Here is a 25671-nt window from a genome sequence, read left to right on the forward strand (position 1 = left end):
TTTTTACAATATCTGCTTTACCAGAAGGCTTATTTCAGTTCGCTGATAGTAAATGACTTCTGTCTGCCCTTATACTGTTTCCTCACTTCCTGAATATCTTTCTCCGTTACTTTCGCTGCACGGTTACTCCAGGCCCCCCGGATATAACTCAACACTTCCGCGATATCCTTATCTGAGAATTCATCATTGCTGCCAATACCCGGCATGTCACCACTGATCTCCGGTGCCTTATACTGTTTACCCGCTACCGTTACGGGTCCGGTAAGACCAAACAATACAATCGCCGCCAGTTTGTGTTTGTCGCCAGTTACGATCTCCGACTGGTTCAATGGCGGTGCAAGCGATTGAATACCATCACCATCTGCCCCATGACAGGTCTGACAAACAGTTTTAAACAGTATGGCGCCTCTCGGGTAGGTTTTCTGCAGACTTTCATCCATACTCGCTTTCCGGTGATTCTCAATATCTTTTATCACTCTTTTCAGACGTTTGGCAAGCACCAGTGTTGTATCCGGGTTCCAGTTCTTCAGCTGTTGTTGTAACTCTGATTCCTTTCCCACCATGCAGCTGATCACCGCATCTGCCACATACTGATCGTTTGCATATGCTTCTACCAACTGCATTCTCAGTTGTGCTACCTCTGTGTTTAACTGCGTCGGCAGTGCCGGCAGCAACAATGCTACATAAGGGGCAAGGAATACATTCTTTTGCATCATCGCCAGTTCGCTCAGTACGGCTTTGCCATTAGCTGCATTGATCACTGCAGGTAATGCTGCCAGTCCCTGTACCTGTGCATAGGGATTAGCCTGATGCAGTAAAACCATCACATCAGTCAATTGTAAAGCACCTAAACCTTCCAGTGTCCAAAGGGCATGTACCTGCGTATACAGACTGTCCTTCTGCTGTAACAATGCGCGTAAAGCAGGGACCAGAGTCGTATAATGATGGTCGATGATCATCTGTTGCGCCTTATCTCTTAACCAGCCATTTGGGCTGCTCAATAATGCCAGCAGACGGACAGGATCATTTTCTATGATGACAGCCTTTGGCTGAGTGCCCGCCGGAACGATCCGGTAGATACGTCCACAGTTTAGCGGATTTGTCAGATTACGGCTTTTGATCTCATTTTTCAGGTAAGGTGTGAGATAGGTTTTGTGCTGGATGATCCCTCTGTACATATCCAATACATAGAGGGCTCCGTCTGGCGCATCATACAGACTTACCGGTCTGAAACGTTCATCGGTGCTGGTCAGAAATTCCTTATGTGCGTAGGCTTGTTGTCCTTTAACGATGTAACCGCTGTCTTTGATAATATTTCGTTTGATCAGGTTTCCGGATGGTTCGGCCACGAATATATTATTATCGTATCCCTTACCAAGCAGCGCGCCTCGATAGACAAGCGGACTACAGGCGGCGGTCATATTTACCAGCCGCAGACTGTCATCCAGCGTGCCTTTCATATAGCCACGGTTTACACCGGTAGTAGCTCTTGCCGGATACACGCGGTTGTCTGCCACAATCTTCTCATCATAACCTGATACATTCTTCTGTTGTGGGTTATGTGCACCAAGGCCCGCCGGGAAATAGTCACCCAATACGTTCTCAGAGTTATTATTATAAACAGACGACCATAATTATCCTGCGAAATACCCCATTGACCACGGAAATGAGTCAGTTCCTTTACCCACTTATTACCCACTTTACGATAGCGCTTATCTGATTTCGCGTTATAGATCCAGTTGTCCATAGCGCGTAATAGTCCGTTAGGCTGATGCTCTACATTCCCTCCTTCTGTATATTTATCATCTACAAGGGTCCGTTTCCCCGGTTTGTCATTATTGATTTCGATAAACGACAATTTAGGCGGTTCCGCAATCAGTATCCCGTTCTCTACCAGACAGATCGCCCTTGGTAATACGAGCGAATCTATAAACACGGTTCGTTTATCAGCTACTCCATCATGATCAGTATCTTCCAATATGACTACTTTACCGTTAGGGATATCTTCACCCGTACCAACTGTATCCGGCATATAGCCTGTCATCTCCACTACCCACATACGCCCTTTTTCATCAAATGTCATGGCAACGGGCACGGTTACCAGCGGTTCTGCTGCCACCAGTTGTATATCCAGTCCTTTTTCGATTGCCATATGTGAGATCGCTGTTTTTGCATCCAATACGGGAGATGATGCATATTTTTCCCGGATAGCCAGTGAGTCGGAGGAACTGCCGGTCTTTTTGTCTCCGCCACTATTACACGCTGCTAACCATAGACTTAGTCCAATAAGATAAAACCTGTAACGCATTATTGTAATCGATTGTAAAAAGCAAAATAAGAAAGTAAATTACGAATTACGAATCAGGAATTACGAATTGTGAGGACAAGCGGTACAATTTTAGCAACAACGGCTTTTTCTCTATAACAGATAAGAGAAACGCCTATATGTGGTGATTATCTTTTTAAGTCAGATTTCCACCGGTCTCCGCAGCATTTCAATTCTAATTCGTAATTCCTAATTGGTAATTAATCGCTATTTTCGCTCTTTACAACCACTTTTATCGCGCTTATGGGACGTTTCCAAGGACTTATCGGGATAATCCTTATCCTCGGACTGGCTTACTTAGTTTCAAACAATAAAAAGAAGATCAATTTCCGGCTGGTACTCAGCGGAATCGGTTTACAGGTATTGATAGCCCTGCTCATTTTTAAGGTAGGATTCGTTTTTCGTTTCTTTCAGGGCGTGGGTAAGGCCATGGGTAAACTGGAGGATTTTGCACGTCAGGGTGCCGCTTTCGTATATGGTGGCATTGCGGTAGAATCCAAACCCGGTACTATCGTCAACTACCTGAACGGAGGTTTCGTATTTGCCTTTAATATCACGGCGGCTATTATATTAGTATGTTGTCTGGTGGCTATCCTCTATCACTTTGGCATTATGCAGCGTATTGTGGCGGTCATCGCAAGGGCGATGAATGTGATTATGCGTGTGAGTGGTGCAGAAGCTTTGAGTAATGTGGCCAGTGCTTTCGTGGGACAGATCGAGGCACAGGTAATGATCAGACCATACCTTCCCTACATGACCCGTAGTGAGCTGCTGGCGTCTATGAGTGGTAGTCTGGCTTGTATTGCCGGTGGGATCCTTGTGGTATACTCCAACATGGGAGCGGCCGCTGGTCTGGATCTTGCTCCGATGCTGATCACGGCCAGTCTGATGGCGGCACCGGGTGCACTGGTAATTTCTAAGATCGTTTTCCCGGAAACAGAAGAATCCCAGACAATGGGTAAAGTAAAACTGGAAGTAAAAAGCCAGTATGTGAATGTGATTGATGCAATCACTCACGGTGCAGGCGATGGCTTTAAAATAGCCATGAACGTGATCGCAATGATCATTGGTTTCATTGCGCTGATTGCCTTCCTTGACTGGGGATTGCTGAAAGTGGGTCAGCTGTTTCACCTGCCTTTTGATCTGAGTCTGAACTGGATCTTTGGAAAGATATTCTATCCGGTAGCGTGGGCAATGGGTGTTCCTAATCAGGACGTAAACAGTGTGGCTACTCTGCTGGGACAGAAACTGACTATCAACGAATTCATTGCATTTAAGAATCTGACAGATAAAACAATCCCTGTTGTATCGGAAAGAGGATTGCTGATCGTGAGTATTGCCGTTTGTGGTTTTGCCAACTTCAGCAGTGTAGGTATGCAGATCGGTGGTATTGGTGTACTGGCACCGGAAAGACGTGCCGACCTTGCCTCACTCGGATTGAAAGCGCTTTTCTGTGGAACGCTGGCATCTTATCTGTCGGCTACTATTGCAGGCATCCTTATTTAATTAAGCATTATCAATTAACATTATTATACGAAAGAGCGTCCTGTCAGTAACGGACGCTCTTTTGTTTTAAGAGCATCTGATTCTTAATTAACACAAAAATCCGCCTTATCTTCTACCGAAACCCGGTAAGACGATAAGGCGGAGCTCTTTTATAGTACGCGTAAGTTACACTTAGAAATTCAGTCTCTTGAGCAGGTCAGCCATCACAGCATCCCAGCTCTCGTACTGTCCTTCTTCAGTTCTTACTTCTTTCATTTCAGATGTAGTCCTGATCTTTTCTACTACAGAAATTGCCAGTTTACGGAGTGCCGGAGTTGCCAGCAGGTTCAATGAATCCAGATGATCCAGCGGATCTTCAGGGAAATCATCACTCGCTCTACCGGACAGTGCTGCTACAACTTCAGCAGCAGCCAGTGCGTCTTCACACTCTGATGTATCCAGTACACCATCTTTGGAGAGAGAGAACTGCAAAGTGTCGGCAACCATGCCGCCATCTTTGTTGTCCATCATTTCAAATACCCAATCTTGAGAGCCATCATTTTCGAAGTTTCTGGTACCCCATGTGCCCATGATATGTAATTTTTTGGTTTGCTTTATTGATTAACTTAGTTAAGACTTCTGAAATCCACAGGTACCAGTTTACTTACACCCGGTTCCTGCATGGTTACCCCGTAGATCACATCCACAGCCGCCATTGTTTGCTTATTGTGCGTCACAATGATGAACTGGGAATTGTCGGAGAACTTACGGATCATGTTTGTGAATTTACCTACGTTGGCATCGTCCAGCGGTGCATCCACCTCATCGAGGATACAGAATGGCGCCGGTTTGATCAGGTAAATAGCAAACAGCAGTGCTGTAGCTGTCAGTGTCTTCTCTCCTCCACTCAGCTGTGTAATGGCAGCCGGACGTTTACCCTTTGGTTTGGCAATGATCTCTATACCTGTATCTGCCAGGTTCTCAGGATCATTCAATATCATATCACACTGGTCTTCTTCTGTGAACAATGCCTTGAATACACGTACGAAGTTTTCCTTCACCTGGTTGAATGTATCGAGGAATTTTTGGTTAGCTGTTGCTTCCACTTCCTGAATAGTTGCCATCAGGGATTCTTTCGCCGTTACCAGATCCGTCTTTTGTTCCAGAATGAACTCGTACCGTTTCTTCATTTCCTGATAGGCCTCGATTGCTGTCGGGTTGATCTCACCCATGTTCTCGAGTCGCTTCTTGAGTCGTTCCGCACTACCCTGCAGTTCGTCTACCGGTAAGGCAGAACTACGCTGTTCATCAATGATCTCATCCAGATTGATTTTGAACTCTACACTCAGCCTTTCCTTCATGGAAGCCAGTTGCAATTTAAGTTCATTCACCTTATCCTTGATCACCGTCAGCGACTGCTCCAGTTGTTCTTTTGCACGTTGGCGTGCACGGAGTGTCGTTTCCTTTTCCTGCAACTGGTTACGGAAGTTGTAGTATTCCTGATCTTTCTCGTTCAGTTCTTTCTCCTCCTCTTCTTTTTTGCGGAACAGATCGATCAGGCCGTCTTCTGCTGTACCCAGCTTTTCTTCTGCGGCAGCGATATTGGCTACGGCGTCTTCCAGCTGGGACTTATTACTGGTGATCTGTGTATGCAGATCAGACAATTGTTTGCGTTTGAAGTCCAGTTCCTGTCTCAAGGACTGCACTTTACTCTGCTGACGTGTATGCTGCAGGTTCTGGTTATTGAACTGCACATTCGCCTGATTAAATTGCTGCTCTGCGTCTGCGGCTGCTTTTTCAGCTGCCGCAATGCTATCCTGCAAAGCGTATACCTTTTCGTTCAGCTCTTCCAGTTCTTCACGTACACCTTTAATACTATCCTGATTGGCCTCGAGGGAGTCCTGCATTTCCAGCAGGCGCTTATCTCCGGATTCTACGAGCTGACGGAAGTTTTCAATACGGTTTTGCAATCCGAACACCTGATTATTCAACTGGTTGATCTTATCGCGGGCAGTATTGATTTTATTCTCATTTAACTGCGTGTTATATCCGAGTACCTGATTGTGTTTCTCCTGAATCTGTTGACGCAGAGAAGCCACTACTTCTTCCAGTGCTTTGATCTCTTCATCCAGTTTCTCGAGATTTTTGGCACGGCCCAGTTTCTTTCCTTCGAATAATCCGACAGATCCACCACTAAAACTGTACCGACCACGATTCATTCTGCCACTCTTCTCAATTACCAGCACGTCCTGATCTGCCAGCTGGTCGAATTGTAAGCTGCTGATATCATCTGTAATGAATACTTTGCCAAGCAGATAATTCCCCAGTCCTTTATAGCGTTCTTCCAGTTCTACTACTTCAAGCGCCGGAATAGATCCCGGAGGTGTAGCAGGATGACCATTTTGCTGATGGAACTGATCGAGAATAAAGAAGTTGGCTTTACCCTTTTTGTTGGCATCCAGCAGGCGGATGGCCTGAATAGCTTCTGCTGCATTATTTACAACATAGTAGTTGAGATAAGGTTCAAGCAGGTTTTCTACGCAGGTACGATATTCTTCCTTACAGAAAAAGATATCACTGAGGATGGGAGCAGCATTATTCCACTCTGTATTCTTTTTCAGGAATTTGATACTCTCCGGATAACCTTCAAGGCTGTCCACGAGAGATTTTAAGAGGTCATATTCGTTCTTCTTCTGGTCCAGTGTACGGTTCTCGTCCACGAGTCTGTCGCGCAGCCCTTCAATCTCACCCTGAGTGGCCAGTATTTTTCCTTTCGTCTCTTCCTGGAAAGCAATCATATCTTCCAGATCTGCTTTCTGGTCCTGCAAGGTTTCCTGCAGGATCACCTTCTCTTCTTCCAGTTGCGTGATCTGCTGCAGACGCCCCGTTTTCTCTTCCTGCAACTGCTGAATGCTACGTTGGAGGTTCTGTACGGAGGTATCTGCTACTGCCACTTTCTTTTCTGCCTCAAACTGTTGGCGTTGCCATTGCTGCTGATCGCGGCGCTGGTTTTCCAGAGACAGTTTCTTCTGGTTGAAGGCTTCCTTCTTTTCATCCACCATATCCTGCAAGCCTTCCAGCTGGTCCTGCAAGGTCTCAAAAGCTTCCTGTTCTTCCTCCACCTGTGTAGCGGTAAAGGCGATGGAATCGGTGAGACCCTGTAACTGCCCTTCGGCATTAGACAGGAACTGGCTGATATTGCGCTCCCTTTCTTTGAGATAAGTGAGCTGCTGACTGGCCAGATTTTTATCATTCTCCTTGGTACGGATGGTAGAAACGAGTTCGTTGAAAGATTTCTGCAATACCTGCAGTTCTCTTTCTTTCGCTACAAAATGCAGCTTATCTTCCTCTACGCTGGCTTCGGCAGCTGTGATCTCCGTTTCCAGCGCAAGTTTCTTATCGCTTTCCGCCTGCTGTTCGTCTGTCAGTTCTTTAAAAGTGACATTGAATCCTTCCAGAGCGGCTTTAGCCAGCTCAATGCTGACTTCGCGGTATTCTTTCTTCACCTCATAAAAGCGTTCTGCCTTACGGGCCTGCGCTTCCAGAGTTTTCAGGTTATTATTAATCTCAAAGAGCAGGTCCTCAATACGGTTCAGATCCCCCTCAGTTGCCTCAAGTTTGGATTTCGCTTCTTTTTTACGGGTCTTATAAATAGAGATACCTGCAGCCTGTTCCAGCATTCGCCGGCGGCTGTTCTCTTTATCTTTAATGATATCATCCACCATACCCAGCTCGATGATGGCATAGGAATCTGTACTCACCCCCGTATCCATAAACAGGTTATGGATATCCTTGAGGCGGCAGGCCACATCGTTCAGGCGGTATTCGCTATCGCCATTCTTGTAAAACTTACGGGTAATGGTAACAGTGGTAAACTCGGTTGGCAGTACATTGCGGGTGTTCTCAAACGTCAGACTCACTTCAGCCATACCACTTGCCGAGCGTGTTTTGGAGCCATTAAACACAAGACCAGACTGGTTCTCCGAACGGAGATTACTGATCTTATGCTCCCCGATCACCCAGCGGATGGAGTCGATAATATTACTTTTGCCGCAGCCGTTGGGGCCTATAACCCCTGTTACCCCTTCGTCGAAGTGTAATACGGTTTTGTCAGCAAAACTTTTGAAGCCTTTGATTTCTAATGTTTTTAAACGCACAATTGCTCCGCTTTGTTTTTTTAAGCCGTCAAAGATAACTATGATTTCTCTTAATTCTAGTCAGGATTTACCTGATCATACTATAATAATGCATTTTTACCAGATTATTTACCTCCTTTTTCTGATTATCAGGATTTTATTCTGGTAAGGTTATCTTTAATTTTCCAAAGAAAACAGTAATTTATCAGACAACCATGTCCCGGTAAAGATTTAATTATACACAGTTGTGCATAAATTACAGGCCAAAAGCCGGGCGTCCTATTTTACAACCGGCCACCAGCGTCGTTATAGGCGTATATTTTACCGGAATAGCGTAAACAGCATAGTGCCGTGGAGAGAAACAGCATTCTTTTTGCATATCAGCGATTTAAATAACTTTGCATATATCAAAATTTCCAGATGCGGCATTGGATTCAGGAAGTCAGGAATTTCATCTATAGTTATCATTTCAGTACCGGTTTACGTACAACCATCAGTGTGGTAGTGCCCTCTGTTGTATTTTCCATGATGGGCGACCTCCCAATGGGTATCGTCGCCTCATTGGGCGCTCTGGCCACTGCCCTCTCAGACGTACCCGGTACCGCATTGCATAAACGCAATGGCATCCTGACTGCCATCGCATTTATCTTCTTTACCGCGCTGGGTACCTCCCTGATCTCGCCCTATCCCTTACTGATGACCGGCTGGATCCTGGCCTGCTGTTTTGCCAATGGCATGCTGCTGGTGTACGGGAACCGGGGCGGTAACATCGGCATCGCCTGTATGCTCGTGATGGTCTCTATTCTCGGTGAAAACCCTGTGGGACCAGCAGAAGCCTTCATTCACTGTCTCATTATTCTGGGTGGTAGCATCTGGTATGGCTTCCTCGCCCTCCTGCTCTGGCAGATACGCCCTTACCTGAGTGTACAGCAGACACTTGCAGAGTGTATTATGGAAACGGCCCACTATCTGGAAGAAAGAGCAGGGTTTTATGCCAAAGACGCGGACAAAAACTTCGACGAGATCTATAAATCAGTACTGGCTCAGCAGGTAATCGTCAGTGAAAAACAGGAGGCTGTCCGCGAATTACTGCTCAAACGCCGCTCCGCCCAGCAAGGTTCTACCAGCATCAATAAAAGTATGGTACTGATCTTTATGGACATTGTGGACCTGCAGGAACAGATCATGGCCTCCCAGACCGACTATCTGGCACTCCATAATGATTTCGGGGGAATGGAGATTCTGGAGAAATTCCATACGTTGATACAGGAGTTCACGGGTGAACTGGAACTGATCGCCACAGCGGTCGCCGCCGGACAAAGATCCTTGCCCCGCGCCAATCTCCGTCATGAAATAGATAAGGTACAGCACGCGGTAGCCGATATCCGTAAAACGATGCCTACCCTGAAAGAGCGGACCAAACTGCTCACGCTGACTAATATTCTGCATAACCTGCAGGACATGACACAGCGTATATACAACCTCCACCGGCTCACCAGACTCGAAAGGGTAAAAGACGAGGTGATCGATCCCCGTTTACAACTGGCCAGTTTTACCACACGCAACCGCTATGATCTGGAACCATTGGTGAACAACCTCACCTTTGAATCTCATATCTTCCGTCATGCCCTGCGTGTCAGCATCGCTGCCGTTACCGGCTATTTGCTGGGACAGGTATTCCATCTGGACAGGGTCTACTGGATTCTGCTGACCATCGTCGTTATCCTGAAACCGGGTTTCGGTATCAGTAAAGCCCGTAGTTACCAGCGTATTATAGGTACCATCACCGGGGCATTGTTTGCCGCCGCCGTATTATATCTGACCACCAATAATACCGTCATCTTCATTCTGATGCTGATCTGCATACTCGGGGCCTATAGTTTTATGACCCAGCAGTATACACTCAGTGTCTTCTTTGTGACCCCCTTTGTAATATTCCTCCTGCATTTCCTCCATCCTGCACACCTGCAGAATGCCGAACTGCGTGTACTGGATACTTTCATCGGCGTAAGCATTGCCTTCTTCGCCAGCCTGTTATTATGGCCCAGCTGGGAGCATAACTACCTGCCCAGTCACATGAGCAAGATGGTAAAAGACAACGCCCGCTATCTGGATCATGTAATGCGCCTCTATACCGACAGAGAGTTTGTAATGAATGATTATAAACTGGCCAGAAAAGACACCAATGTCAGTGCGGCCAACCTCATGTCCGCGTTTCAACGTATGCTCTCAGAACCCAAAAGCAAACAGATACACGGCTCTGAAGTGTACCATTTTGTGGTACTCAATCACTCCCTGATGTCTCATATTGCTGCTATGGCCAACTATGGAATGCTGCACGGGGTGCATTATCCCAAGCCTGAGTATAAACTGCTGAATAATTATCTACAACAACATTTCAGTTGCATCATTGATCTGATTGACGATCCGGCAGCAAAACCTACGCTGCCACCGACCAACATGGAAGCGCTGGAAACACTGGATATTGATCTGGAAAAGCTTTATCAGCTCAGACAGGAAGAGATCAATAATGGTAAAGGTGAAACCCCTGTCAGGGAAGAAATGCTGGAAACAAAGATGGTCCGTGACCAGTTAAATGCCATGTTCTCTCTGCTAAAAGATATGAAGAAGACCATTGACAAGACAATTCAGCATTAAGCGTAACTGTTTTTTCTTAATTAATGGCCCTTGTTTCATCCTGTCTTATTAAATGTTCAGATCTTTCTGATCTTACGTTAAAGCTCTACGTCTTTTAACGTAGGACTAACATAAGATAAAGAAGATATAGCTAATAGAAAAAGCGCTTCGATAAACTATCGAAGCGCTTTTTCTATTAATTCTTAAGCCTGATTGCCGCTAGTCCTGATAAATAATCCCAAACTGGTCTGACAATGGATCCATATTTTTCAATATAAGATCAAAGAACGCAGGGCCCATCGCTACATACCATGGCATAAAATTCTCTTTTCTTTCCTGAAGTGAATTCGCCGGGAAAAGCCGGGACTTCAGTGTACGGATCTGCTCCGACTGCCATGTAAACTTCTTCTTTTCTGCGCGCAGGAACTTATGTTCGAGTTTACCAATTGACTTCACCGCTCTTGTACGTTCTGAGCCTACACTTGCTTCGAGCGTTACATCAATACTTCTTGCCTTCAGGACCAGATCATCAAACAGCTTCTCGATAGCCGCGTACTCATCTTTCAGCACCAGTGCTGCATTGGTATGTTCCTGTACGAAGCGGGTGATCAACTCCTCAGGATCTTCAAAGAGATCAGTTATAGACAATCCCAGTTTCTGCAAACGTTGCTGAGAATTTGCGTCCGTCAGCAGGAAAGAGTTACGTAGTAACAGTACCGGATAAGGCACCTTATAGTGTTCAAACAATTGCTGTAATTCCAGCCAATAGGCGATCTCTCCCCCACCACCAATAAAGGCAATATTAGGCAGGATCGTTTCCTGCAGCATACCACGCAGGATCACATTCGGGCTGAAACGCTCCGGATGTTCTTCCAGTTCTTTTTCCAGTTGTGCTTCGGTAAACTCTACCGGCAGGTGTAATACTTTCCAGATATCTCCCACTTTCACGATACGTTCACGGGAGGTTTCTGTCAGATAAAACAGGTTGATCTCACGCGGATTCGCCTGTACTTTATGGTGTTTAGAGAGCTTTGCAATGGTTTCATTGACGATGTCAAAGGAACGCTGATGAAACAGTTCGTCCCGCATAACCGGTACATACAGTTTCTTCAATTTCGGAGAATCAGGTACTAATATCACCAGTCCATATCTGCCAAACAGTTCGTTTACCAGATAGAGGGTTGCTTCCTGAATATTCTTATGGCCCAGATACGCCTTTTCCAGAAGAGCGATCAGTTCATCTGCATAAGGCCCGTATCCCAGTGCGTTTTTCACAGCTGCGATCAGATCCTCAAACCCTTCCGGTTGCATACGACCCACGGCGCCCTGTTGAGCGGTCGGCCAGTTGATCGTCTTACCATCAATATATACATGGCCCAGTTCATCCAGATCGGCGTCCTCACTACCCATATAGTAGACAGGCACAAAGTTGTACTTCGGATACTGCGACCTGAGCTGATCAGCTAACTTTATGGTTTGCAATATTTTATAAGCGAAGTATAAATAACCGGTGAAGATATTGGGCTGGTGTGCGGTGGTGATGGTGAAGGTCTGCTGATCCAGCAGGCTTTCTATATTATGACGGACCTTATCGGTGATTTCCAGGTCTTTATATTGTTCCTGAAGGGCTGCTACCAGTACATCCCTTTGTTGTGGGAAAGCTTTCTTAGCTTGTATGGCGGCCTCGAAATCAGGCGCTACAGACGAGTATTTGTAAAAGGGACGAAGATTAGGATGCCCGGCCAGAAAATCTGTTACCAATTGATTGAAATACCCCGTCTTACAATACGGGATTTGACTTACAGGTTGCTCCATACGCTACGCTCGGATTCTTTTAGATGCACGAAGGTAGGGAATGAATCGAGAATCGTCAATTAGTAATTACGAATGGCGATAATCCGTTATAATTAGGAATTAAGAATTAGGAATTTAAAAATAAAGAGGCGCTCCAATGTATGAAGCGCCTCTCATTATTCAGAAAGTAATAATCAGTATATATGATGCTTATCCGTCTCCACTAATCTTCGCTGCATTGCAATTCCTGATTCCTGACCGACCTTTCATTGGTCTCCTTAGATCACAAAACCATCCGGTAACACCATTCCATTCTTAATCACCACTATTCCATCTTTTACCGCATATTTTTCATGATCACCATCCGGCAGCGGATCGCCCACATTGATTCGTACATTGTTGCCGATGCTACAGTTTTTATCAATAATGGCGTTATTAATGACGCAGTTGTCGCCGATACCCATTGGCGGATGTCCTTTGCCTTTTGCTTTTTCCAGATCTTCGAGGGTCTGGTAATAATCAGCTCCCATGACATAACTGTTGGTAATAACAGAATTTCTGCCGATACGGGTTCTGATACCTACCACACAACGCTCCAGCTGACTATCGAGGATGATACTACCATCAGAGATGATGGTATTCTTCATGGTACCCGAGATTTTAGCTGGTGGCAGCATACGTGCGCGGGAGTATATAATATGTGACTCGTCGAAGAGGTTGAATTTAGGAATCTCGTCCGTCAGTCCCAGATTGGCTTCCCAGAAAGAGCTGATGTTTCCGATGTCTGTCCAATAACCGGTGTATTGGTAGCTGACAACTTTCATATCGGCATTGATCGCATAAGGGATCAGTTCCTTACCAAAGTCGGTGGATGATTCCTGACCGTTCAGCAGGTCATACAGGGTTTGTCTGCTGAAGATATAGATACCCATGCTGGCCAGATAGACTCTCCCTTCTGATTGCATTTCGTCACTTACCGGAGAAGCCCATGGAGCCAATACGTCCTGTTTGGGTTTTTCGGTGAATGAGGTGATCAGACCAGTATTGTCTGTCTTGAGGATACCAAAGTCGGAGGCGTCTTTTGCATTCACCGGAATGGTTGCAATAGAGACTTCTGCCTGACTTTCTATATGATGCTGCAGCATTTCGCGGAAGTCCATCTGATACAGCTGGTCACCGGAAAGGATCAGTATATATTCAAATTCATAATTGTCAATATGGTGCAGACACTGGCGTACAGCATCCGCGGTACCCTGATACCAGGTTGGATTGTCTGGTGTCTGTTCAGCAGCCAGAATATCTACGAACGCTTTACTGAAATGGCTGAAATGATAGGTATTTTTAATGTGCTTGTTCAACGATGCGGAGTTAAACTGTGTCAGCACAAAAATGCGGTTCATATCAGCATTCAGGCAGTTCGAAATGGGAATATCCACGAGGCGGTATTTACCGGCAACGGGTACGGCTGGCTTAGAACGCTTACGCGTAAGGGGGTACAGGCGTGTACCTGATCCGCCACCTAAGATAAGGGAGATAACTGCGTTAGACATATATTACGATTCTTTGTTTCAGTTTTCGGGTTACAGTCAGCGGACTACGATTGAGCTGTATAATTGCAGATATTCAGCAGCTGCACTGTCCCATGAATGATCAAGCTGCATGATGGTTTTGATGATATCCTGCAATTTTGCAGTGTCACTATATAGTTCAACAGCACGGCCGACCGCGTTACAGGCATCCCATGCTGCTGCATGGATAAAATTGATGCCAAAACCACCGGGGTCACCGAAGTCTGTAACTGTATCTTTTAAGCCACCCACACTACGTACAATTGGTATGGTACCATAGCGTAAAGCGTACATCTGGTTCAATCCGCAAGGCTCTACCCGGCTTGGCATCAGCAGAAAATCACTACCTGCATAAATTCTGTGTGACAGCGCCTCATCATATCCAAATTGCACATTAAAGTTTGCTGCCGTCAGTAATCTGGTTTGTTGCAATGACCATTCCACATGTGGATCGCCACTTCCCAGCAATAGAAAATTCAGCTGCTGTTTTTGTTCAAAGATAGACCTGCCAATGATTTCAGGCAGCAGATCCGCTCCTTTCTCCCCCACGAGGCGGCCGATGAAAGATATCAACGGGAGTGAAGGATCGAGGTTATATCGCTCACAAAGTTGTTGCTTTATTTCACGTTTTGCGTTTACAAACGTCTTTTGATCGTAGTTGACAGGTAACATCGGATCCGTTGCAGGGTCCCATACCTTTGTATCTATGCCATTCAATATACCGATCGCCTTGCCTTTCTCATAATTCATCAGGGCTTCCAGTCCGGCGGCTCCGGTATACATTTCTTCGAGGTAACTCGGCGATACAGTCGTAAATCTCCACGCACATTTGATACCGGCTGCCAATGGATTAATGGCGCCTTCCCAGCCCAGCAGACCTGCTTTCCAGAGATCAAAACCGGGTAACTGATACAGCCTGTCCCAGCCAAACTGACCCTGGTATTGTGCGTTATGAATCGTTAAAACGGTAGCTATATTTCTCAGACGCTCGTACTTATATGAATGCGTCATCATGAATGGAATGAGTGCGGTGTGATGATCATGTACATGTACCACATCAGGATGATCCTGCCATTCATTTAACCAGTCCAGTACTGCAATCTGGAAGGTGAGGAAACGGTCTGTATCATTGTAGTAACCGTATACTCTCTCCGTATCCAGCAGACCTGGAATATCAACCAGATAAAGATCAAAACCCAGCAGGTTTGTAACCTCTCTCCATACGTTGAAATGATGCCAGCTATGTCCTAACCAGCATCCTCCCTGGTGTACCAGTTCAAATTCCTGTGAATGAAAAAAACGGGTATTGTAAGCGGGCATCACTACCTTGGCTATATGCCCCGCCTGGAACTGGTACTTGGGCAATGCCCCTACCACATCTGCCAGACCTCCTACTTTTGCTATAGGGTAACATTCCGCGCTAACGTGTAAAATCTCCATGCTAAAGAATTAAAAACTGTTTCTTTTAAATTACCTTGGAAAAAGCATATTACAAAGGATTGTCCAAACTTTATTTGAGGCACCAATCATATAACAAGCTACTCATTCTCGTCCCTAAGTCCAGCGTAATTTAAACCAATCCCCTTATATATCAACAAATAATCCTATTCCTTTTTTTATTTGCCCGTTACTGTTAGGTTTTCACCTCCTTGTCCCATAATACCCCCAACTGGGGCAGGGAAACCCCGGAACGCGGAAAACGCAATATAACTGCATAATACATTACCTTCGGAGAAAGCTTCAATTCACATGGATTTTGGTCGTGTTGATCCGGCGCTGCTGGACGAAATAGATTTCAAACTGCCTGCTGAACCGACGTTTAATAAAACGGTCCTCAAAGGTAAAGCCCTTAAGAAGCCTAAGATCTATCTTGGTTGCGCCAAATGGGGCCGTAAGGAATGGATTGGCAAGATCTATCCGAAAGGCACGAAAGAAGCCAACTTCCTTGACGAGTACGTCCATCACTATAACAGTATAGAGCTGAATGCCACCCATTATAAGATCTATGGCCCCGAGGCCATTGCAAAATGGGATGCAAGGGCTACAGGCAAACATTTTAAGTTCTGTCCGAAAGTCCCGCAGTCCATCAGCCACTTCAGCAACCTCGTGGATGCTGGTCCGCAGACAACTTCCTTCCTTGAAGGCGTACTGGCTTTCGGCGAGCACCTCGGTCCTATCTTCCTTCAGGTAAGTGATAAATACTCCCCCAAACGGAAAGATAATCTCTTTAAATATCTGGAGAGCCTGCCGACGGACCTGCAATTCTTTCTTGAGGTTCGTCACCCGGAATGGTTCAGTGATGATAAGATCCGGGAAGAACTGTTCAGCACTTTAAAGCAGCTCAACGTAGGGGCTGTCATTACAGATACCGCCGGGCGGAGGGATTGCGCACATATGTACATGCCCATCCGTAAGGCTTTTATCCGTTATGTAGGCAATAGTCTCCATCCTACCGACTACGTCCGCATAGATGACTGGGTCAGCCGTATTCATGAATGGTTACAACGCGGCCTGCAGGAATTGTATTTCTTCATGCATATGCACGATGAAAAGTACTCTCCCGAACTGACTGTTTATATGGTGGACAAATTCAAAGAAGTCTGTGATATCGAATTGCAAAAGCCTGTCTTTGTCGAACAGCCAAAGGGACTGTTCAGTTAAACGATCAGCCATTAACCTTACTGCGTTAAGCATTGGGAGCTGATATACATGCCCGCGGCGCTCACATACATGTACGCTTCCCGATGCCAGATTGCGCTCCACATATTAACCATATTAGTAAATAGTGCGATGCAGGCAACAATTGCCGCTACAGTGTCCGGTTGATAAAAAGACCTTGCTGTGACGACGACGCTCTTCCGCCTAATTGTTAATGCTTAATTTTTAATTCTTAATTACCATCCTCTTTCGTCAATTTCTAATTTCCCGGCCCCTGCTTGTATTTAGGTTATCTAAATGTTACTTTTACTGTCTGAAAAGGGAAGTTTAAATAATTATGCGAGATAAGCTCAGGGGTTTGGCCCGTGACCTGACGGGTACTCTATACGATGATGATACTATGCGTACGCTGTACGCGACCGATGCATCTGCTTACAGGGAAATGCCACTGGCAGTAGCCATCCCGGCAAATGAACAGGACATCAAGACATTGATCGCCTTTGCGCGCGCCAATAAAACCTCACTTATCCCACGCACCGCCGGCACTTCTCTCGCCGGACAGGTAGTTGGTAACGGGATTATAGTAGATGTTTCGAGAACTTTCACGAAAATACTGGAAATCAATACTGAAGAGCACTGGGTAAGAGTACAGCCAGGTGTGATCAGGGACGAATTGAATATGTTCCTGAAACCTTATGGCTTCTACTTCGGACCAGAAACCTCCACTGCCAACCGTGCCATGATCGGTGGTATGGTCGGTAATAACTCCTGCGGATCCAACTCTGTTGTGTACGGCAGTACCCGTGAACACCTGCTGGAAGTAAAAGCGATTCTTAGTGATGGCTCCGACGTTGTCTTCAATACTATTTCCGCTGACGAGTTTCATGCCCGTTGCGAAAGAAATGATAACAGTCTGGAGACAACTGTTTATCGGCAGGTACGTACTCTGCTGGGTAATCATAGCAATCAGGAAGAGATCCGCCGTGAATTTCCAAAACCAAGTATCACCCGTCGTAATACCGGTTACGCCATCGATCTGCTGCTGGAAACAGCCCCCTTCACTGCTGGTAAGGATGACTTCAACTTCTGTAAACTGATTGCAGGTTCTGAAGGTACCCTTGCTTTCCTGACAGAGATTAAACTGAATGTATCTCCACTGCCACCCAAAGAGACCGGGCTGGTATGTATTCACTTCAATAACGTTGATGAATCGCTGCGCGCCAATATTATCGCAATGAAGTATAAGCCCAGCGCCAGTGAACTCATTGACCACTTCATTCTGGAATGTACCAAGGATAATATTGAACAAAGCAAAAACCGCTTCTTTGTACAGGGAGATCCCGGCGCTATCCTCGTGGTAGAATTCTGCCGTGATACACGTGAGGGGATCACCGAAATATCCAATCAGCTGATTGCTGAACTGCAGGCTGCCGGACTGGGTTACCATTTCCCCCTGTTGTTCGGAGAGGATACTAAAAAGATCTGGACACTGCGTAAAGCAGGTCTTGGTTTGCTCAGTAACCTCCCCGGCGATGAAAAGGCAGTACCTGTTATTGAAGATACAGCGATCGATATTGACGATCTGCCGGCTTACATCCGCGACTTCAACGATATTCTTAAGCAATATGATCTCCATGCCGTACACTATGCACATGCTGGTAGCGGTGAGATCCACCTACGTCCTATCATCAACCTGAAAACGGAAGAAGGTAATCTGCTCTTCAGAAAGATCGCCGAAGAGATTGCAACACTCGTAAAGAAATATAACGGTTCCCTGAGTGGTGAGCACGGCGATGGCCGTCTGCGCGGAGAATTCATCCGCCAGATGATCGGCGACAAGAACTACACCCTGCTGCGCGACCTGAAATATACCTGGGATCCGGAGAATATCTTCAACCCGAATAAGATCGTAGATACGCCAAGCATGAACAGTATGCTGCGTTATACTCCCGGACAAAAAGCACCGGAGCTGAAAACGATCTTCCATTTCCCTGACCAGACGATCCTCCAGCATGCGGAGCAATGTAATGGTTCGGGGGACTGCCGTAAAACAGAAAAAAGCGGTGGAACCATGTGCCCGAGCTACATGGCAACCCGCAATGAAAAGGATACCACCCGTGCAAGGGCAAACATCCTGCGTGAGTTCCTGACCAATTCCAATAAAGAGAACCGTTTCGACCATAAAGAAATTTATGAAGTACTGGATCTCTGTCTGGCTTGCAAGGGCTGTAAGTCAGAATGTCCATCCAACGTAGATATGGCAAAACTGAAAATGGAATTCCTGCAGCATTACCATGATGCCAACGGCGTTCCTTTCAGGGCAAAACTGATCAGTAATTTTACCCGTCTGAATGGTCTTGCAACGATCGCACCGGGTATCTATAACTGGATGGTGAATACACCACTGACCAGTAACCTGATCAAAAAGACTTCCGGTTTTGCGCTTAAACGCTCTTTACCGGAACTGCAATCCACCACTCTGAGAAGCTGGTTCAAAAAGCAATGGCCAAAAGAGAAAAGCACGACGCCTGCCACAAAGAAACAGGTGTATCTGTTCTGCGATGAGTTCACCAACTTTAACGATACGCATATCGGTATCAAAGCCGTAAAACTGTTACACCGTCTCGGATATGATGTGAAGATGATCGAACACCCTGAAAGTGCGCGTGCGTGGATGTCTAAGGGCCTGCTGCGTAAAGCGCGTAACTTTGCAGAAGAGAACGTACGGATCTTCAGTGATGTGATCAATGATCAGGTGCCTTTATTAGGAGTGGAACCTTCTGCTATTCTGAGTTTCCGGGATGAATATCCGGATCTGGTAAGAGAAGAACTGAGAGCAAAGGCGAAGCAACTGGCACCAAATGTATTGCTGATCGATGAATTCCTGAGCCGTGAGGCTGCTGCTGGTAATGTTCCGGCTACGCTCTTCACGACGGAGAAAAGACAGATCAAACTGCATGGTCATTGTCAGCAGAAAGCTTTGTCAACACCGCTGCATAGTAAAAATATCCTGTCACTGCCGGCTAACTATACCGTTGAAATCATCCCTTCAGGATGTTGTGGTATGGCGGGCTCTTTCGGATATGAGAAAGAGCACTACGAGCTGTCTATGGAGATCGGCGAAATGGTACTGTTCCCCGCTGTAAGAAATGCAGCAGATGAAACCATTATCGCGGCGCCGGGTACAAGCTGCAGGCATCAGGTAAAAGATGGTACCGGCCGCAAATCACAGCATCCGGTAGAAATCCTCTACGAGGCACTGGTTTAGACTAATGCAATACAACAATAAAAAAAGGCTATCCACCATACGGCGGATAGCCTTTTAATTTTTAAACACAGCCAAAAGCAATTACAGCCTGATTGTATCAGGAAGGTATTTTGCTATCAGACTTTCATAGTATGGCTTTAATTCGCTGATTACTGGTGGTTTCGGGCTTTTTGAATAGAGATCATAAGGATTGAATTTCCTTACCCATTCAAACATCTCGCGATCATGATCATTCATCAGGTGATCATACGCCTCTTCTCTATGTTGTGCATAGAAAGAGTGATAGCGGATCATGTAAAGCGCCGGTTCTGGCAGATAGTCTTTCATCATCTGGTACAGATATTCATCATGTCCCCATGAAAGATCTACCTGATTGAGTCCGCAATTCGGACTGTATATACCATATTTGGTATTATATCTTTCGTCCTTTGCATCCGGATTGTCAGCAAAGAATTCAGGATAAACAATTTTATCGGAGAACTGACAGCCCACAGGGAAGGTATCCCCTACTACAGCCCATTGCGGTTCCCCAAACAGACAAAGCACTTTTCCCATATCATGGATAAAGCCTGTCAGCACAAACCAGTCCGGATGACCATCCGCCCTGATCGCTTCTGCGGTCTGTAAAAGGTGCTGCAACTGGTCCAGTTCAATATCCGGATCCGAGTCATCCACCAGAGTATTTAAAAACTCCATTGCACCCCACACAGGTGTTTCCTTACGGCTAAAGCTCAGGAACTCCTTTTTCTTTTGCTGAACGAAGTCATACGTCTGATAATGATGGTTCAGGCGATAGAATTCCCTTACGGTATCCCGGCCGGGATTCTCGTAGTTTCTATATTCTTCTTTGGATTTTTCCGTTTCCGGAACTGCTGGCTCAGGATAGCGCAGTAGTACATCGTCTTCCCATTGCTCTATACTTTGCAAAGGTTTTAATTCTTCGTTGGAAAAGGTGTTTGCGCTCATAATTCGTGGAAATTGAAATGGAGAAATAAAGATCGTCTGCTATTCTAATTTACAAATTTCAATCGATTTCCACAAATTCCATTTTTATCGGTCAACGAAATATGGATAACTCGTCGCAGTATCTATACTTATCTTGCCTGCCAATGCTGTAATTTATACTTATTATAGGTATTCGTCCGCCTGCGATTTTACCTTTCTTTTATATACTGATATAAATCTGACCTCCATAAACGCTGTCTTTAATCACGATAAACCGACTCTTAACTCCTGATTCCTCTAATTGTCATCATCATGAAGAAAATGCAACTATTGCTGTGGCTTCCCCTCCTGCTGCCCCTGCTGTTTATCAGTTCCTGCCGGAAAGATGAAAAAGAAATCGTCCGGGAAGATCAGTCTGCTGTCCCGCAACAGGACAGGACATTTATTGTCATTGCCGAAGAAGGAAAAAAGCTGGATCCTATTGTGGAAAGTCTGGCAGGACTGCATGCCGCAAAGTACCATCTGAAAAAAACTATACCGGAGCTGGGGCTCATGCAGGTACAGACGCCGGATCCCGGTTTTCCTGAAAAAGCCAGACAGATTGCCGGTGTACAGGCTGTCGTAATCGACGTATCAACTAATTGGGAAGTCCCTGTCAAGGCGGTCCGCGCCAGTAAGCAGCCTGTCTTTGACAACACGCAGCCTTCCGCCAGAGCCGTTCCTGTTTACTCCGGCGACCCTTACGGCGTTTTACAATGGGATATGCAGTCCATTAAAGCACCCGCAGCATGGGCAAAAGGTTTTAAGGGGAACGGTGTAAAAGTGGCGATACTGGACGCTGGTTTCAAAACACGTGATCCGGAAATTATCGGCAAGATCATCAACACACAATCCTTTATTCCTGATGAACCGGTGGAAGCTTTCGAACCCATCGGACAAAGGGAATACTTTAGTCAGGGTACCTGTGCCGCGGGAATTATTGCCGCTTCACATGATGGACGCGGCGTGGTAGGTATTGCACCCGGTGCGCAACTGATACTGGTGAAAGTAATCTCTGATTTTACACATGAGGCGCCGTGGAGCCGTCTGATTGATGGGATCTTTTATGCGGTGAATCATGGCGCAAAGGTGATTGAAATGAACGTTGCTGGTAAACTTCCCCGCAAGACCTACGTCGATAACAATGGTACCCCCAACTATCCCAATGATGATTACGAAGTAGAATATACCCGCGATATCAAAGATCTGGTCATAGCATTGAACCGGGCGACGGTGTATGCGAATCTGCTGGGCGCAACGCTGGTGGCCCCTTCGGGAGATAATAAGTATAATTTTGACGTGGAGAAGAACTTTGCCGTATATCCTGCGGCCGCATTGGGTGTTTTGTGTATCGGATCCAATGGTCCGGTAGGCTGGGGCATCAATCAGGATACCACGTTATACAAACCTGCGACCTATATGAATTATGGCAGGTCGTATATCCGCTTCGGAGCGCCCGGCGGCAACAGTGCTGAACCTTTTGACGCTTTGCTGGTCGGAGAAGTAGCTGGTTTTGGCAACTGGGAATATCTCTTTAACTGGGTGTATAATATCGGCTTCTGGGTTCCGGATGAAGGCGGTTATTATCCATCGTGGGCGGTAGGTTCTGCACTGGCGGCGGCACATGCTGCCGGTAGCATCGCATTATTATACGAAAACCATCCATGGATGAATGCCGTACTGGTAGATGCAGTACTCCGTAAATCGGCGGATGATTATGGTACATCCGGTAAAGATCCTTATTTTGGCTATGGCCAGATCAATGCCGGCAAGGCGGTGAATCTGGTGAAATAGACCTCCGGATCAAGTCCACATCAAGTCCACCTCACATCCGCATAAACCACTACATAACAAGCAGTTAGCAATATCGTAATTCCGGCGATATTACCCCGGAAAAGTGCGTATAAAAAGGAAGCGGGTCACTGCCAATGGCAGTGACCCGCTTCCTTTTTATACGGTCAATATTATGCTTACCAGAACACGGTGTACAGTACAACCAGTATGGCCGTAATGATCACGCTGCCCGCAATAAACACCGGAGTAGTGCGGAACAATGACGGATCAATCACGATAATACGTTTCTGATCTTTACTACGCTTATCCAGTAGTGTAACGATGATCATCAGTGCCACGAGGAATCCGAACACGATGGACATACGGTCGAGGAACGGATATTCCGGGAAGGCGCCGTTGGTCCATGATGGCAGGAAGTTCAGAATAGCTGACAATGGGATAGTCAGTATTGCTGCCAGTAATGCTGCCAATGAGGTGGTACGTCTCCAGAAGAAACCCAGCAGGAATATGGCCAGAATACCCGGAGAGATATAACCCACGCAATCCTGAATAAATTGGTACGCCTGATCCAGTGTTGTCAGTGCCGGTGCTACGATACAAGCGATCACCATAGACACGATCACCGCCACACGCCCTACTCTCACGAGATGTTTTTCACTCGCCTTCTTGTTGAAGTAGCGGTGGTAAATATCCAGAGAGAAGATAGTAGAGATACTATTTAATTTACCCGCCAGAGATGCCACTATCGCTGCTGTCAGTGCGGCAAAGGCCAATCCTTTCAGACCAACCGGCAAGAGATTCATCAGGGTTGGATATGCGAGGTCGGGCTTTACAACGCCGGCAGCGTTTCTGAGTTCGTCGTTAAACACACCTTCATTGAACAGTACGTATGCCGTAATACCCGGAATCACCGCGATCAGTGGGATCAGCAGTTTCAGGAAAGCGGCAAACAGGATACCATTACGAGCTGTTTTCAGATCTGCACCGAGGGCACGCTGGATGATATACTGGTTACAACCCCAATAGTTGAGGTTGTTGATCCACATACCCCCAATGATTACAGACAGACCCGGCAGGTCTTTATAATACTTATGATCAGGAGAGAAGATCATATGGAAATGCGTATCTGCCTTCTCATGCACGATAGCCAGTCCTTTGAGGATATTATCGCCATAACCAAAATGGTTAGATACCATTTGCAGGGCAAGATAAGTAGTTGCCAGACCACCCACGATCAGTACGAATACCTGAATCACATCAGTATAACCGATCACCTTCATCCCTCCCAGAGTCACCAGCAGGGCAAAGATGGCCAATCCGATGATACACCAGAAGAACGGTATACCCGAAATAGCTGTAATCGCCAGCGCGCCCAGATACACGATAGAGGTCAGGTTAACGAGTACATATACGACCAGCCAGAAAATGGCCATAATTGTACTCACTGTCTCATTGTACCGTTCCCGCAGGAACTGGGGCATGGTGTAGATCTTATTTTTCAGATAGATCGGGATGAAGAAGATGGCCACGATGATCAGGGTAGCGGCGGCGATCCACTCATAGGAAGAGATAGCCAGACCAAGGGCAAAACCGGAACCGGACTGTCCGATAAAGTGTTCTGCCGAGATATTGGACGCAATCAGGGAAGCCCCGATTGCCCACCATGTCAGGGAGCCTTCTGCGAGGAAGAAGTCCTTCGTACTTGCCGTTTTGGACCTCTTACGCTGGAAAATATAGTAGCCGAAGCCGGCAACAATAATAAAATAGATAAAAAACACGAGGTAATCCAGACTACCTAAGTGGTGTGTATCAGCTGATTGATTCATATCAGGGATTTAAAGGCCCGTTCACAAGCTGTTTTCAGACCTTAGCACTAAGTTTGATAATTGAAAAAGCGGGTCAAGATACTTAATAAAACATTATTTCAATAGTCCACATTGTTTTTACGTTATATTTACCCTGTATGTTAGAAGTCGATAAAAAGGAAGCCCACCTCCTGCAGAAGGCGGTACGGCAATGGGAATCCGAAAACCTTATTAGCCCTGAACAGGCCACCCTTCTGAAAGAAACCTGGCGTATACGTGAGGGTGACTGGCAGGTGGTAACCCTGTATATCTTCATTGCGGCCATTTCCTGTGCGCTGATGGCGTTCGGTTCTTTGGTACTGGACGAAAAATGGATCGAGGTATTACGACTGAAATTCTCGCTGACAGATGGTATTATTGCTACCCTTTTTGCTGCACTGACGGTATTTCTTTGTTTCAATGGTTATCGCCGGCAGCAAAGAAATCCGGACTACTCTCTGAACCGGGAACTATTCTGGTTGCTCCCTATTTTGAGTGTCGGCGTCAGCGTAGTGTATCTTGGCAAAACGCTTCAATACCTGAATAGCAATTACGGTGTTTTCTGGCTACTGGCTACAGCTGCCTACGGGATATTGGGGCTGTTGTTGTCTTCCCGGCTGATGTGGACGGCCACGCTGTTATGTCTGATACCTGCTTACGTCAAGCTCACCTATTATATATCAGGCGGAAAGGCATTCTTTCTGGGGATGAACCTTCCCTGCCGTATGATATTGCTGGCGGGCATTATGGTGGGCATTCACTGGCTCTTCCGCAATAATCGTTTATACAAACAGGTAAAACACATCACGTGGGTAGGTAGTTGGTTGTTGTTACTTTTATCCGGCTGGATGATCTCTATTTTTGGCAACAGCGCCTCCTGGGATGAGTGGCAGCAGGTGAGGCAGGTCAGTCTGCTCTGGTGGGTGGCGGCATTTACCGTTTTATGTGTGCTGGTACTCATCTGGGGTATCAAAAGTCATGATACGATGGTCAGGGATATGGCAGTTTTATTTCTGTTGCTGAACCTGTATACGAGATATTTTGAGTATCTGTGGGACCGCACGCATAAGGGAGTGTTTTTTACCGTACTGGCCTTGTCATTCTGGTGGCTGGGGAAATTGCTGGAGAAGAGATTGAAGGGAAAGTCCGTGAAGAATTAAAAAAAGCTGTGAAGTAT

At 46.2% G+C, this 25671-nt stretch carries 16 protein-coding genes; 6 read left to right on the plus strand and 10 right to left on the minus strand.

Going from position 1 to position 25671, the window contains the following annotated elements; genetic code table 11:
• Positions 1-29: 29 nt before the first annotated feature.
• Complete coding sequence (locus FEF09_RS34525) at positions 30-1460, minus strand: c-type cytochrome (protein ID WP_315898165.1); 1431 nt, start codon at positions 1458-1460, stop codon at positions 30-32.
• Between the two features lie 11 nt (positions 1461-1471).
• Positions 1472-2308: a hypothetical protein gene (locus FEF09_RS33140; protein WP_261387541.1), complete on the minus strand. Its 837-nt coding sequence runs from the start codon at positions 2306-2308 to the stop codon at positions 1472-1474.
• Between the two features lie 261 nt (positions 2309-2569).
• Here FEF09_RS33140 and FEF09_RS16680 point away from each other — a divergent pair, with 261 nt between their 5' ends.
• Complete coding sequence (locus FEF09_RS16680) at positions 2570-3832, plus strand: NupC/NupG family nucleoside CNT transporter (protein ID WP_146306175.1); 1263 nt, start codon at positions 2570-2572, stop codon at positions 3830-3832.
• Between the two features lie 171 nt (positions 3833-4003).
• Here the strand turns inward: FEF09_RS16680 and FEF09_RS16685 are convergent, their stop codons facing one another.
• The 3 genes from FEF09_RS16685 to FEF09_RS33145 form a co-directional block, all read right to left on the minus strand.
• Positions 4004-4402 (minus strand): DUF4259 domain-containing protein, encoded by a 399-nt coding sequence (locus FEF09_RS16685; protein ID WP_146306176.1) that lies wholly within the window; start codon positions 4400-4402, stop codon positions 4004-4006.
• Positions 4403-4437: 35 nt separating this feature from the next.
• Entirely contained in the window at positions 4438-7968 is a 3531-nt protein-coding gene (smc, locus tag FEF09_RS16690) for a chromosome segregation protein SMC (protein WP_146306177.1), read from the minus strand.
• Positions 7969-8203: 235 nt separating this feature from the next.
• Positions 8204-8326 (minus strand): hypothetical protein, encoded by a 123-nt coding sequence (locus FEF09_RS33145; RefSeq protein WP_261387542.1) that lies wholly within the window; start codon positions 8324-8326, stop codon positions 8204-8206.
• A 41-nt stretch (positions 8327-8367) separates the two neighbouring features.
• Between FEF09_RS33145 and FEF09_RS16695 the strand changes: the two genes are divergently transcribed.
• Entirely contained in the window at positions 8368-10605 is a 2238-nt protein-coding gene (locus FEF09_RS16695; protein ID WP_146306178.1) for an FUSC family protein, read from the plus strand.
• A gap of 198 nt (positions 10606-10803) precedes the next feature.
• Here the strand turns inward: FEF09_RS16695 and bshC are convergent, their stop codons facing one another.
• The 3 genes from bshC to FEF09_RS16710 all read right to left on the minus strand — a co-directional run bounded on the left by bshC (position 10804) and on the right by FEF09_RS16710 (position 15386).
• The gene (bshC, locus tag FEF09_RS16700; protein ID WP_146306179.1) at positions 10804-12399 is read right to left on the minus strand and encodes a bacillithiol biosynthesis cysteine-adding enzyme BshC; all 1596 of its coding nucleotides are present in this window, start codon (positions 12397-12399) and stop codon (positions 10804-10806) included.
• Positions 12400-12656: 257 nt separating this feature from the next.
• Complete coding sequence (locus tag FEF09_RS16705; protein ID WP_012792327.1) at positions 12657-13928, minus strand: glucose-1-phosphate adenylyltransferase; 1272 nt, start codon at positions 13926-13928, stop codon at positions 12657-12659.
• A 36-nt stretch (positions 13929-13964) separates the two neighbouring features.
• The gene (locus tag FEF09_RS16710) at positions 13965-15386 is read right to left on the minus strand and encodes a glycogen synthase (protein WP_146306180.1); all 1422 of its coding nucleotides are present in this window, start codon (positions 15384-15386) and stop codon (positions 13965-13967) included.
• A gap of 309 nt (positions 15387-15695) precedes the next feature.
• On the opposite strand from FEF09_RS16710, the gene FEF09_RS16715 reads away from it, so the two are divergent.
• A complete protein-coding gene (locus FEF09_RS16715; protein ID WP_146306181.1) occupies positions 15696-16607 on the plus strand; it encodes a DUF72 domain-containing protein in 912 nt (303 codons plus the stop codon).
• Positions 16608-16941: 334 nt separating this feature from the next.
• Positions 16942-19872: an FAD-binding and (Fe-S)-binding domain-containing protein gene (locus FEF09_RS16720; protein WP_146306182.1), complete on the plus strand. Its 2931-nt coding sequence runs from the start codon at positions 16942-16944 to the stop codon at positions 19870-19872.
• 81 nt (positions 19873-19953) lie between these two features.
• Here the strand turns inward: FEF09_RS16720 and FEF09_RS16725 are convergent, their stop codons facing one another.
• Positions 19954-20838, minus strand: a complete 885-nt coding sequence (locus tag FEF09_RS16725; RefSeq protein ID WP_146306183.1) for an inositol oxygenase family protein — start codon at positions 20836-20838, stop codon at positions 19954-19956.
• A 291-nt stretch (positions 20839-21129) separates the two neighbouring features.
• Here FEF09_RS16725 and FEF09_RS16730 point away from each other — a divergent pair, with 291 nt between their 5' ends.
• Positions 21130-22650 carry a S8 family peptidase gene (locus FEF09_RS16730; protein ID WP_146306184.1) on the plus strand — a complete coding sequence of 507 codons (1521 nt, stop codon included), beginning with the start codon at positions 21130-21132 and terminating at the stop codon, positions 22648-22650.
• Positions 22651-22826: 176 nt separating this feature from the next.
• Here the strand turns inward: FEF09_RS16730 and FEF09_RS16735 are convergent, their stop codons facing one another.
• Positions 22827-24476, minus strand: a complete 1650-nt coding sequence (locus tag FEF09_RS16735; protein ID WP_146306185.1) for a sodium/sugar symporter — start codon at positions 24474-24476, stop codon at positions 22827-22829.
• A 137-nt stretch (positions 24477-24613) separates the two neighbouring features.
• On the opposite strand from FEF09_RS16735, the gene FEF09_RS16740 reads away from it, so the two are divergent.
• Positions 24614-25654, plus strand: a complete 1041-nt coding sequence (locus FEF09_RS16740; RefSeq protein ID WP_146306186.1) for a hypothetical protein — start codon at positions 24614-24616, stop codon at positions 25652-25654.
• Positions 25655-25671: the final 17 nt, after the last annotated feature.

It is taken from the genome of Chitinophaga pinensis (assembly GCF_007896845.1).
Classification (GTDB): Bacteria; Bacteroidota; Bacteroidia; order Chitinophagales; family Chitinophagaceae; genus Chitinophaga; species Chitinophaga pinensis_C.

Bases quoted from the DNA above. Each gene is read 5' to 3' on its own strand.
- FEF09_RS34525 (WP_315898165.1), bottom strand. From the start codon at position 1,460: ATGAAAGGCACGCTGGATGACAGTCTGCGGCTGGTAAATATGACCGCC.
- FEF09_RS33140 (WP_261387541.1), bottom strand. From the start codon at position 2,308: ATGCGTTACAGGTTTTATCTTATTGGACTAAGTCTATGGTTAGCAGCG.
- FEF09_RS16680 (WP_146306175.1), top strand. From the start codon at position 2,570: ATGGGACGTTTCCAAGGACTTATCGGGATAATCCTTATCCTCGGACTG.
- FEF09_RS16685 (WP_146306176.1), bottom strand. From the start codon at position 4,402: ATGGGCACATGGGGTACCAGAAACTTCGAAAATGATGGCTCTCAAGAT.
- FEF09_RS33145 (WP_261387542.1), bottom strand. From the start codon at position 8,326: ATGCAAAAAGAATGCTGTTTCTCTCCACGGCACTATGCTGTTTACGCT.
- FEF09_RS16695 (WP_146306178.1), top strand. From the start codon at position 8,368: ATGCGGCATTGGATTCAGGAAGTCAGGAATTTCATCTATAGTTATCAT.
- bshC (WP_146306179.1), bottom strand. From the start codon at position 12,399: ATGGAGCAACCTGTAAGTCAAATCCCGTATTGTAAGACGGGGTATTTC.
- FEF09_RS16705 (WP_012792327.1), bottom strand. From the start codon at position 13,928: ATGTCTAACGCAGTTATCTCCCTTATCTTAGGTGGCGGATCAGGTACA.
- FEF09_RS16710 (WP_146306180.1), bottom strand. From the start codon at position 15,386: ATGGAGATTTTACACGTTAGCGCGGAATGTTACCCTATAGCAAAAGTA.
- FEF09_RS16715 (WP_146306181.1), top strand. From the start codon at position 15,696: ATGGATTTTGGTCGTGTTGATCCGGCGCTGCTGGACGAAATAGATTTC.
- FEF09_RS16720 (WP_146306182.1), top strand. From the start codon at position 16,942: ATGCGAGATAAGCTCAGGGGTTTGGCCCGTGACCTGACGGGTACTCTA.
- FEF09_RS16725 (WP_146306183.1), bottom strand. From the start codon at position 20,838: ATGAGCGCAAACACCTTTTCCAACGAAGAATTAAAACCTTTGCAAAGT.
- FEF09_RS16730 (WP_146306184.1), top strand. From the start codon at position 21,130: ATGAAGAAAATGCAACTATTGCTGTGGCTTCCCCTCCTGCTGCCCCTG.
- FEF09_RS16735 (WP_146306185.1), bottom strand. From the start codon at position 24,476: ATGAATCAATCAGCTGATACACACCACTTAGGTAGTCTGGATTACCTC.
- FEF09_RS16740 (WP_146306186.1), top strand. From the start codon at position 24,614: ATGTTAGAAGTCGATAAAAAGGAAGCCCACCTCCTGCAGAAGGCGGTA.